The 11,818-nt window shown below is 56.3% G+C and carries 7 protein-coding genes; all 7 read left to right on the top strand.

The window, feature by feature from the left end; all coding sequences use genetic code 11:
* Positions 1-11 precede the first annotated feature (11 nt).
* The 7 genes from AC0L21_RS18530 to AC0L21_RS18500 all read left to right on the top strand — a co-directional run bounded on the left by AC0L21_RS18530 (position 12) and on the right by AC0L21_RS18500 (position 11,726).
* A complete protein-coding gene (locus tag AC0L21_RS18530) occupies positions 12-2,012 on the top strand; it encodes a tetratricopeptide repeat protein (protein ID WP_473263251.1) in 2,001 nt (666 codons plus the stop codon).
* 332 nt (positions 2,013-2,344) lie between these two features.
* A complete protein-coding gene (locus AC0L21_RS18525) occupies positions 2,345-6,457 on the top strand; it encodes a glycoside hydrolase family 99-like domain-containing protein (RefSeq protein ID WP_473263250.1) in 4,113 nt (1,370 codons plus the stop codon).
* A 12-nt stretch (positions 6,458-6,469) separates the two neighbouring features.
* On the top strand, positions 6,470-6,913 hold the full coding sequence (locus AC0L21_RS18520) for a hypothetical protein (protein WP_473263249.1): 444 nt from the start codon (positions 6,470-6,472) through the stop codon (positions 6,911-6,913).
* A gap of 161 nt (positions 6,914-7,074) precedes the next feature.
* A complete protein-coding gene (locus AC0L21_RS18515) occupies positions 7,075-8,061 on the top strand; it encodes a glycosyltransferase family 2 protein (RefSeq protein ID WP_473263248.1) in 987 nt (328 codons plus the stop codon).
* Between the two features lie 311 nt (positions 8,062-8,372).
* Entirely contained in the window at positions 8,373-9,359 is a 987-nt protein-coding gene (locus AC0L21_RS18510) for a glycosyltransferase family 2 protein (RefSeq protein ID WP_473263247.1), read from the top strand.
* 6 nt (positions 9,360-9,365) lie between these two features.
* Positions 9,366-10,511 (top strand): glycosyltransferase family 61 protein, encoded by a 1,146-nt coding sequence (locus tag AC0L21_RS18505; protein ID WP_473263246.1) that lies wholly within the window; start codon positions 9,366-9,368, stop codon positions 10,509-10,511.
* Positions 10,512-10,610: 99 nt separating this feature from the next.
* Positions 10,611-11,726 carry a hypothetical protein gene (locus AC0L21_RS18500; RefSeq protein WP_473263245.1) on the top strand — a complete coding sequence of 372 codons (1,116 nt, stop codon included), beginning with the start codon at positions 10,611-10,613 and terminating at the stop codon, positions 11,724-11,726.
* Positions 11,727-11,818: the final 92 nt, after the last annotated feature.

The raw sequence follows: 11,818 nt of genomic DNA, 5'->3' as shown, positions 1-11,818 counted from the left end.
CCAAGGAGGTCTTGCGCGGGAAATCTTTTCGTCACCGACGGTCCCCGTTCGATGCGGGGGTCGCTGCCTATGAGGGTGAACGCTTTCTTGACGCGTTTCATGCCTGGAGAGACGCCAGCAAGCTTGGCCATGCCGAAGCCGATCACCGGATCGCGCTGCTATACGAAAAAGGCGAGGGCGTTCGTGGCAGCATTGCCGAAGCCGTGGCCTGGCACGAGCGCGCGGCCCAGGCAGGTCACCTCGAAGCGCAATACAAACTCGCGCTGATTTACCGCCATGGCGTGCAAGCCGGGCTCGGGCCTGGATCAGCTGAGACCTGGCGGCGGTCGTCGGAGGAGCGGCTTGGAGAGAAAGCATCCTCGCTTCACGCGCTGATCTTTCCACATGGGACGGCCGTTGCCAAAAACTCCGAAGCTGCGTTTCGATGGGCCAAATCCGCGGCAGATGCGGGCAAGCCCGAGGCGCAGGTCTTGCTGGGCGATCTCTACACAAATGGCGAGGGATGCGAACGGGACCTCAAGGAGGCACTCAAATCTTACATGGCGGCCGCGAAGCAGGACTTTGCGGCCGGCCAGTTTGCGCTCGGCGATGTCTGCTTCCAGGGCCGCGGATTGCCGGAAAATTTCGAGCTTGCCGCCGAATGGTACCGCAGGGCTGCGGATCAGGATTACGTCCGAGCGGCGGTTGCGCTTGCGTTCATGCATCTGAAGGGCAAGGGATTGCCTGAGGATCATGCTGAGGCCGCGCGGCTGTTTGCAAAGGCGGCGGAACACGAAGACGCCGTTGCGCTCTACCATATCGGTATCATGCGTCTCAACGGCGATGGTGTCGAACGAGACCGCGAGCGCGCGGAAACGCTGTTGCGGAAATCGGCGCGCAAGGACTATCTGCCGGCGATCCTGGCGCTTGGCGAATTTTATGCTCTCGGAGCGGGCGCGGAGCCCGACCTGCGAGAGGCCGCCTATTGGTATCAGAAGGCGGCCGAGCGCGGCGATGTGCAGGCTCAATTCTTTACCGGCCGTTTCTTTGCCACGGGCGACGGCGCGCCGCCCAATCTGCGGGAAGCGGCAAAATGGTTCCTTCGCGCGGCCGAGAACAAGCATCCCACGGCGGCCTTCAACATCGCGACGTTTCTGGCCAATGGCACCGGCCTGGAAAAGGATATCCCTGCTGCGATCAAATGGTTCGAGGTCGCAGCCGAAGGCGGCCTGAGCGCGGCCAAGATTCAGCTTGGGCGTCTCCATGCGGCCGGCGGAGGCGGCACCGACCAGGCGCAGGCAAAACAATGGCTGGAGCAGGCCGCCAACGCCGGTGATCCCGAGGCCAAGGTCGCCTACGCCCAGTTCCTGCTCCAGACGGACAAGGAGCGCTCGCTCAAGCGCGCCACGGACCTCCTGACGGAGGCCGCCGAGGCCAACTACGGGCCCGCGAAGCTTATGCTCGGGCACCTCTATGCGGGGCGGCTGGGGGTGCCTCCTGTCCCGTCGCTCGCGGTGAAATGGTACAGCAGCGCCGCCGAAGCCGGATCCGTCGAGGCCATGATGGAGGTGGCAAACCTCAATCTCGGTCAGAACAAGCTTGGTGCCGATCCCAAGCAGGCGGCCCTATGGCTTGAGAAAGCCGCGCGCGCAGGCCATGCGGTAGCCCAGTTTCAGCTCGGGGTGATGTTCTGCACCGGCAACGGCGTCGAGCTCAATCTTCAACGGGGTCTCGGCTGGTATGAGGCGGCGGCAAAGCAGGGCCATGCGCTCGGCCAATTCAATCTTGCGGTGATGCTGTCCAAGGGCCAGGGCTGCGAGCGGAACGCGGAAAAGGCGGTCGAATGGTTCGAACGAGCTGCCGAACTAGGCATGCCCGCGGCCCAGCTTGCGCTCGCAGACGCCTATGCTGCAGGTTCCGGCGCTCCCACAAATGCAGACATGGCTGTCAGGTGGTATGAGAAAGCCGCACAGCAGGGCAATGAAATGGCGCGGCAGCGCCTTGCCGCGCTGAACCGCGGCCCGACCAGGTAAGGGCCAGCTTGACAATTGTCTACGCGTCCGCACCATCGAACCGTTCGCCGTGAGGCTTTAAAGAACGCCAGCGCAGCAACATTAATCAAGAGCTCAGCGAACCGGGCCCGAGACATAAGGGGGGCACGTAGTGAGTGACTTTTGCGACACTGTTTTCGACGAAACGGGTCCATGAATTAAGATTAAATACGACACTCTGCTTGGCTGCATTGCGCCAGGTTCTGCTGGCATCTAGAAACAGCAAGGGCAGTCTCTTCGATTCAATTTCGGCGTCCGGTGGCACCAGGTTTGCTTGGAGGACGTGGCCTGCTTCTTGATTTGGGGCGCTTCAGATGTCGGATTTTGTCAGCGGTCTTGTCCGAACCTCCGCCAACCGGAAGTCTGGCGGAAGCAAGTCGAAAGCTCCCAAAAAATCGGGACAGGCCACGGCTGCTCATGGAGCAGGTGTCACGCCGGAGCAGCTGAAAATCGCAAAGGACTATTTGGTTCGACACGGCCTGTTCGACACTGATTACTACGTCAGCACCTATGGTGACGTTGCAAAATCCGGCGTTGATCCTTTCGAGCATTTCTTCCTGCACGGCTTTTTGGAGGGACGGCGTCCCAACGTCCTGTTTGAAACGGCTTGGTACATCGCGACCAACCCCGACGTGACCAGCTCCGGCGTCAATCCGTTGCTGCACTATGCACGCATTGGTGAACCCGCCGGAACGAGGCCCAATCCACATTTCGACCCGGCCTGGTATCGGACGTCTTACGGACTGACGCCAAGCGAAAGCCCGCTGGGTCATTATCTGGCAAATCGCAAGGGGCCGTTCAGTCCGATCCCGGAATTCGACGCGCAATATTATCTGTCGGCCTACCCTGATATTCGCGAAGCCGGCGTCGATCCGTTCGAGCATTTCATGTCGTACGGATTCAAGGAGGGGCGTAATCCCTCGGATGAGTTCGATGTCCGCTTCTACGCGCAACGTTATCTCGGGGGAAAATTCGACCAGAACCCGCTGGTGCATTTCCTGGAGCATCGCGAGGAGAAGGGCGTCTACTCGAAGCCGCCGCTGAACGAGGCGACCATCCCTGCAGAAATTCGGAGATTCACGCGGACGGGACCGCTGTTCGAGGAGCTGCAACCGCTGCCGCCGCGAGCCAAGCGACGCGCCAAAGTTCTGGCGTATTATCTCACCCAATTCCACTCCTTCCCCGAGAACGACAAATGGTGGGGCAAGGGCTTTACGGAATGGACCAATATTGCCCGCGGCGTCCCGCGCTTCAAAGATCACTATCAGCCGCGCGTGCCGCGCGATCTCGGCTTTTATAGCCTCGAAGACATCAACACGATGCGCAAGCAGGTCGAGCTTGCGCGTCGCAGCGGCATCGATGGTTTCGTGTTCTACTATTACTGGTTCAACGGCAAGCGGCTGCTGGAGCGACCGCTGGAGCAATTCCTTCAGACCCGTGACGTCGACATGCCGTTCTGCCTGATGTGGGCGAACGAAAATTGGACCCGGCGCTGGGATGGGATGGAAGGCGAGGTTCTGATCTCGCAGGATTATCTTGCCGAGGATGACGAGCTGCTGCTCGCCGACTATGCGCGGCATTTCTCCGACCCGCGCTATATTCGGATCGATGGCCGACCGCTTCTGATGGTGTACCGGCCTGGCATCATCCCGAATGCCAAGGAGGTCATTGAACGCTGGCGCGAGATCTTCGCCGAGAAGTTTGGCGAAGATCCAATCATTGTCATGAGCCAGAGCTTCGACGATTTCGATCCCCGCGTTTATGGACTGGACGGCGCGATCGAATTTCCGCCGCACAAGATCACCAAGTTCACGCCACGTATCAACAACGAGGTCGAGCTGTTCGATGACACCTTTAACGGTCAGGTCTACCGCTATGAGGATGTGGTCGACTATTCGCTGAAAGAGCCGCGTGCGGATTTCCCGCTGATCAAGACGGTGGTGCCTAGCTGGGACAATGACGCGCGGCGTCAGGGATCTGGTCTGGTGATCCAGGGCTCCACGCCGGCGAAATACGAGGCCTGGCTGTCAGCTTTGATCGAGCGCGCTCAGACCGAAACGTTCTTCGGGGAGCGCATCATTTGCGTCAATGCCTGGAATGAATGGTGCGAGGGCGCCTATCTCGAGCCTGACCTTTATTACGGATCAGCCTATCTGAATGCGACAGCGCGGGCGGTTGCCGGAATCCAGCGCGATGCCACCATGCCCAAACTGCTGCTGGTGGGGCATGACGCGTTTCCGAGCGGCGCGCAGCACCTTCTGCTTCACATCGGCAAGACGCTGCGAAGCGCGTTCAACGTCGACGTCCGCTTCCTGCTCATGGAAGGCGGCAAGCTCGAGTCTGAATATGCGCAGGTGGCGCCGATTACCATCGTCCGCGGCGTCAACGAGCTTCCGGGCAAGCTCGCTGAGCTCTGCGACCAGGGGGTAACGGCTGCTATCGTGAATACGTCAGCGAGCGGCAGCGTCGTACCATTCCTCACCGGCCGCGGCATCAGAACGATCAGTCTCATTCACGAACTGCCGCGGATTCTACGGGAAAAGAACCTCGAGGATCTGGCGCGGCGCAGCATCACCGCCTCGCACAAGGTCGTGTTTGCTTCGCGTTTTGTCCAGGACAGTCTCGTGGCGGGTCTTAAGCTTGAGGAGGACAAATCCGACCGCTTCGTGATTTTTCCGCAAGGCAGCTACAAGCAGATCGAGGCTGCACCGGACAAGGCGCGGCAGCTGCGCTACGAACTGGGTATCCCGGCGGGCGCGCCGGTCGTGCTCGGCGTCGGCTATGCTGACTTACGCAAAGGGTTCGATCTGTTTCTGCAGGCCTGGCGGCTTGCGCATCTGAGCAATTCGAGCGTCCATTTCGTGTGGGTCGGCGACCACGATCCCGGCATGATGGAATGGCTCGCGGGCGAAGTCGCGGCGGCGGAGGCTACGAAGACGTTTCATCTGATCGGCTTCCGTAGCGACATGGAGACCTTCTATTCGGCCGCCTCCGTGCTCGCGCTCACCTCGCGCGAAGATCCATTCCCAACGGTTGCTCTGGAAGCGCTCGGCATCGGCGTTCCCGTGGTTGCTTTCGCAAACTCCGGCGGAATCCCTGAATTCCTGCTGGAGAACAAGCTTGGCCGGGTGGTCGAGTATTGCGATACCGCGGTCATGGCACGAGCGATCGGCGAACTCATCCGATCGCCGGTCGCGCCCGCCGAGCGGGATCGCATGATGGATCTGATCGAGCAGGATTTCTCGTTCCCCAATTACGTCAAGGGCCTGCTCGAGCTTGCTGCGCCCACTCTACCAGCCGTTTCGGTGGTGGTGCCAAACTACAACTACGCCCATTGCCTCGGCGAGCGGCTCGATACGATCTTTGATCAGACCCATCCCGTCGACGAAATCCTCGTACTGGACGACGCCTCGACCGACAGCAGCGTCGACGTCATCATGGAGGTTGCAGAAAGCCGGCAGCGCGATCTCGCCCTCATCATCAATGAGGAGAACTCCGGATCGGTCTTTGCGCAATGGACCAAGGCGGCCGAGATGGCCAGCGGCGAATTCCTCTGGATCGCGGAGGCCGACGATCAGTCCGATCCACAATTCCTCGCGCGCCTGGTCGCTATCATGAAGGCCGATCCCGACATTGCGCTCGCTTTCTCCGACTCGCGCTCGATCGATGCGGAAGGGCGGGAGGTCTATGCGAGCTACAAGCCCTATTATGCGAGCATCGAGCCGGAGGCGCTGTCGCGCAGCGAGGTGTTCAGCGGGTCGGATTTTATCGCGCGCTACCTTGCGGTCAAGAACGCGATCCTGAACGTCAGCTCGGTGGTCTGGCGCCGCGAGGCGCTGCTCACGGCTCTCGAGGCCTGCGGCTCGGAGCTCAAGGACTTCCGCATGGCCGGCGACTGGCGTCTTTACCTGCAGGCGCTGGTCCCCGCCGGCGCCAAAATCGCCTATGTGGCCGACCCGCTCAACGTCCACCGTCGGCATGCGGAAAGCGTCACGCACTCACTCAAGGCCGAGAAGCACGTCGCCGAAATTGCTGCAATGCACGCGGCGATCCGCGGCGCGATCAAACTGCCAAAAAGGCAGGCGCTCGCCCAGGCCGCCTATGTCGACGAGGTCACCCGGCAGCTCCTCCGTCCGGCAGAGGCGCCTCAGGAGGCGTCTGCTGCGGCCGGCACAGTTGAATCTGGGATGCGCGCCGCCGAAGTCAAACTCGGTGTGGCGGCTAGGCCGAAAGCTGCCAAACCAGGCGCGACTTCAAGCGGGCCTACCAGAAAAGCAGGGAAGATCAACGCGGCGACCAGGGCCGAATCGTCTAAGAAGCCTGAATCCGCTCAGAAAAAGCGTGGCCTAGCGCCGCCTGTCTCCAAGCCACGTCGGTCACGCAAACCCGCGACCTTTCTCAGCCAAAAATCCGCGACTCCCGACTAGCGAGATCTCCGAATGTTTGTCCCGCCTTATGAACCACTGCTCAAGAGTCTTAACTCTACCCGCGATCAGGCCGAAGCCGCCCAGGAAATCAAGGTCCCGCTTCCCCTCCTGAAGCTCCTGCTCCAGATCGCGCTTGCGCAGGCTGATTTCAATGAGGATAGTTATTTGGCTGCAAACCCGGATGTAAGGGAGGCAGTCGACAGGGGAGATGTCGAGAGTGGGCTCTTGCACTTTATCGGTTACGGCTATTTCGAAGGTCGGTCCGGGGGCATGGCGATTGTAGATGAGGACTGGTATTTGAAGGAATATCCGGATGTTGTTTCCGGAATCAAGAAGGGAGCAATTTCGTCGGCTGAACAACATTTCAATCTAGTTGGCGCAGGGGAAGGCCGCAGCCCGAATGCGTATGAGGCTGAAAGTGCATTCCAGTGGAAGAAGGTGCTTCCCGTCGGTTGATCCTGCCGAGCTGAAGTTCAATGAACCGTCCGGCGCGTTCATTGAACACGTCGCAATCCGTCCGGACCGTGTGTGCGATAGTGCCCGTGAATGTCTCGGGGGAGCCCAGCAACGGGCTTCGCGCCTGTAGTGTGCAATTTAGGCAGTGTAAGCGAGCGAATGTGTCACAGGAAACCAAGCTGCTCTCATGGGACGAGCAGCCGATTCAAGTATGCGAGCGGATTCGGTCAACCAAAGGGCCGCTCAAAGTCATCTTGAAGACAAGGAACGAGACCTTCTTGCTTCAGCGATGGATCGATCATCACGTCAGTATTGTTGGCAAGAAGAACATCATCGTGATGGACAATGGTTCAGATGATCCTGCAGTTCTTGACGTGTATGATCGCAACAAAGATGCTATCTCGGTGTTCAATTACGAGGGGCACCACAACTCGCTACACCGCGTGGGTTTATTTAACGATTTCTATGCAGCGATAAGGGCGTCGTGCACATTCTACGTCTTTATCGACACTGATGAATTTTTGTATTGGTCCGCAAACGGAAAGCTCCTATGCGGCGGAGAATTCATGGAGCACGTTCGCGGCCGCCAGGACGCCGAAGTGTTTCCAGGTCTTTGGCTGCACAATTATCCCGGCTGCGACGATATCTTCTTTCTTAGTGATTATGAGGGCCGGGTCGCAGAGGGGCTAACTTGGGGAAAGCCGCTGATTTCATCTAATGTTGATGTCTCGGGATTCATCAACCACAATTGCCAGTTGAAGGGAAACGCCCCAGACCTGCGCGCGAAGTACGGCTTGTTCATTGCTCACTTCAATAGATTGATCCCGCAACAGCGGATCAACCAGAACATCCAAAAACTGATCTCTCGCGGGGTAATCAAGAATGGCGGCGATATCGAAAATTTTCTAGCTGCGGCCGAGGGCGCGAGTGGGGACCAGAACATTGAACTGTACGTCCGTGAGATAAAAGATCTTCAAGCTATCGGTGAAAATGGTTGGCCGAAGAGGAGTGGTCCAGCCTCCGGAACGATCAAGATCGACAGGGACAGCACGATCATCTACGCTAGCGATGAAGTTGCACATTCCTTTGAGCGCATCGCTGCAAATTTCGAGAGTCTTTGGCTGGGTGTTCTAGCAACAGTCCAGTGAGTTGAGATGGGTATAAGACAAGAATCTGCGTCGGTCTGAGGCGATAGAATTCGTCTTCTTGCGGGAGAGTTCACTACATCTCACGCGGGAGGTGCCGTCTAAATTCATTGTCGGCGAGCTGCGGACGTTATTTCCGAATGAAAAGAAGAATCCCGTCGCGCGAACAGCATTGCAATCATTATAACTATTGGTGCACCACGCCCAGGCGTAGCCGCCGGAAGATCATAACAGCGTGAGATGTTTACCAAGGCGTCCAGCAAAGAGTATCGCACCTCAGAATATATACGATCAATAAATTGTATGGAGCGAATGTGTCACAGGAAACCAAGCTGCTCTCATGGAACGAGCAGCCGATTCAAGTATGTGAGCAGATTCGGTCGACCGAAGGGGTGCTCAAAGTCATCTTGAAGACAAAAAACGAGACCTTTTTGCTTCAGCGATGGATCAATCATCACGTCGGTATTGTTGGCAAGAAGAACATCATCGTGATGGACAATGGTACAGACGATCCTGCAGTTCTTGATGTCTATGATCGCAACAAAGATGCTATCTCGGTGTTCAAGTACGAGGGGTACCAAGACTCTTTGCACCGCGTAAATTTGTTCAGCGAATTCTACGCAGCGATAAGGATGTCGTGCGAATTCTACGTCTTTATCGACACTGATGAATTTTTGTATTGGTCCGCAAACGGAAAGCTCCTATGCGGCGGAGAATTCATGGAGCACGTTCGCGGCCGCCAGGACGCCGAAGTGTTTCCAGGTCTTTGGCTGCACAATTATCCCGGCTGCGACGATATCTTCTTTCTTAGTGATTATGAGGGCCGGGTCGCAGAGGGGCTAACTTGGGGAAAGCCGCTGATTTCATCTAATGTTGATGTCTCGGGATTCATCAACCACAATTGCCAGCTGAAAGGAAACGCCCCAGACCTGCGAGCAAGGTATGGTTTGTTCGTTGCTCACTTGACTAGATTGATCCCGCAACAGCGGATCAACCAGAATATCCAAAAACTGATCTCTCGCGGGGTAATCAAGAACGCAAGAGAGATCGAAAATTTTCTGGCTGCCGCAGGCGGGCGGAGTTCCGGCCAGGACATCGAACTATACGTCCGTGAGATAAAAAGTCTTCAGACCATCGCCGACGATGGTTGGCCAAGGAGGGCTGGTCCAGCCTCCGGTGCGATCAAGATCGACAGGGACGGCACGATCATCTACGCTAGCGATGAAGTTGCACATTCCTTTGAGGGCATCGCTGCCAATTTCGAGAGTCTTTGGCTAGGTGTCCCAGCGACGATCCAGTGAGTTGCGATGGATATAAGGCAAGAATGTGAGCCCACACGTGGTGGAATCTTAGAACTCGTCTCGTCGGATCGTGAAGGTCGAGCCTCTTTGTGGCCAAACGAGCGCGTCAGCTACCTGGACAACGAACTCATTCTTCCAAACAGAGACAACATCAATTCGGGGTATTTTTGGCTTCCTAAAGAGCTTAGCTCGGTCGACGCATATCAAATTCACGACGTTGATTATTTCCAAAATGGGGTCGTGTCGAAGAACGGAAGGCCCTTGCAGGGCGGGAATATTGAACCTCTCCACGTTCGGCATGCAGCCGAAAGATTTCTCCTAAACCCCTCGCTATCTGTCTCAGCATCGATAGATGAGGGGTTCGTTTTCTTGCATGAGAATTTCACCACCTATGGGCACCTGCTGCTGGAAATGCTTCCTAAGTTGATTGTTTACAAGTTGCTTTCCTCGATAAAGCCAGATCTACTCCTTCTTCTTCCCGCAAACACTCCGAGTTATGTCGAAGCTTGGATAAAGCTTCTCAGAATAGACTCTCGAAATCAGTTTAGATGTTCGAAGAATGGGGTTAGAGTAAAACGGTGCTTTGTTTCCGATATGGCGACGACGTTCTACTCTTCCTCTACGCTCATGCGGCTCTTTGTTCAGCTGTGTATTCAAGCGAGTCTTCGGGAGGCTCCCGATGGAGCCGGAGTGCCAGATGCCAAGCTCTATGTGTCTCGGCGGAACCGAAGGTCTGCCGGGGCTGATTTTCGAGTCCTCAGCAACCACGAGGAGCTTGAGCGAGAGGCGTCAGCCGCGGGCCTGACTGTTGTTGAACCAGAAGGCTTGCCGATCGCAGAGCAAATTCGCTTGTTCTCCAGAGCAACGCTTGTCGCGGGAGAGTTGTGCTCAGGATTGCACAACGCGATCTTTTCTCCAGCGGGGTGTGCAGTGCTTCAATTCAACCCGTTTAATTCGGTCCAACGAAGCATCTCATTTTCGAGCGAGCACTGCCTTGTTTCGGTTTTGCCGGACGATGGAATTGTTCGGCGCTGGCCGTCAACTTCTGACCAGAGTTCTGAGTTTACTGTCTCTGTGGATTCTTTTCGGCGTGCGATGACCGCTGCTGCGAGCGCTAATTCGTGCAAGATGTGTGTGGAAGACGGTGTGTAGCTCGCTCTTGCGCTGATCCAAAAGGTCGCGGCTGAACATGATCGCGCTAGGATTTATCGCCCGGCAACTTCATCTCTTCACATCTAGCGTAGGTGTCCAGTGACTCGTCTGAATCTGAGTGCATTTCTGTTTGTTGCCGCGGTGCTTTGGCGTGTGCCGGTATGCGCCGAGCCGCCTACCTTTTTTATAGCGGGAGAGCAGCAGATCATATTTAGCTTCGACCGTGACAGATGCGATGAATTAGATATTCCCGATGATCCGCTGCGAGCGTTTCGAAAAGATGATGGGCAAGTTGTAGCCTTTTCTAGCCACTACGTTAACAGACGTTTCGTTGGGCGCGGCTTGCTTGAGCTGAAGCGCGAGTGTTCAACCGTGTACGCTGGGCACCACAGTGCGGACCCGTCGGAGTTCGATGATAGGACGTGGATTGCAGCAACAATCACTGAAGATGGCAGATCGATATACGCGCTTGGACACAACGAATATCAAGCTGACAAATTTCCAGGTCGATGCCGGTTCTCGACCTATAGTGCCTGTTGGTATAACGCGATCGTTCCGCTCGTATCTTTTGACGGAGGAGCGAATTTCAAGAGGAGCGACGCGTCAGGCGCGCTCCCGATTGCCGCTCCTCCGTTCAAGAGCGACGAGTATCAGGGCCAACCGAGAGGATATTTCAATCCGACGAATTTCGTGAGCTACAATGAGATGTATTATGTTCTCATTTCACAATCTGGTTTCGCCGGTCGTCAAGCCGGTCTGTGCCTATTTCGACTTAATAAATTGAGCGGAGGTACATGGGAAGTGTTTGATGGGAGTAATTTTATCCCTTCATCGGCAAATCCTTATGTTGGTAAATCGCCACCTCCCTACTGTGAGCCATTATCTGCGCTTACAGGTGCAGTCGGCTCTATCGCTCGTATAGAAAACACCGGTACTTATGTAGCATTTTCTATCGTGAACGAGGCTGTGAGTTGGTATTATTCCCGCGACCTAGTTCATTGGTCAAATGCTCGCAAGTTGCTCGACGTAAGTCCTTATTGGTCCAAGTCGTGTGGCGACGGGTACAAGTACAACTACGCATCAGTTTTGGACCCGATGTCAGCCGATCGGAATTTTGCGACACTGGGAAAATCGCCATATCTTTTCTTAGCTCGAATGAAATGCAATGGCACTGGGGGAAGAGATTTAGTGGCGTGGCCGCTAAGTCTCAAATAGGAGACGCCTCATGGTGGTCTATGTCGAGTGCGAGCATTTATGCAAATCTTGAGCGGACTGAAAGCATCCTGCTGACAAGCTCGAGCTGATCA

The organism is Bradyrhizobium sp. WSM4873 (assembly GCF_055811355.1).
The sequence above is the reverse complement of the archived record's forward strand: the minus strand, read 5'-3'. Positions and strand labels throughout refer to the sequence as shown.

Excerpts from the sequence above, each read along its gene's own strand:
- AC0L21_RS18525 (WP_473263250.1), top strand. The coding sequence starts at position 2,345 with ATGTCGGATTTTGTCAGCGGTCTTGTCCGAACCTCCGCCAACCGGAAG.
- AC0L21_RS18520 (WP_473263249.1), top strand. The coding sequence starts at position 6,470 with ATGTTTGTCCCGCCTTATGAACCACTGCTCAAGAGTCTTAACTCTACC.
- AC0L21_RS18505 (WP_473263246.1), top strand. The coding sequence starts at position 9,366 with ATGGATATAAGGCAAGAATGTGAGCCCACACGTGGTGGAATCTTAGAA.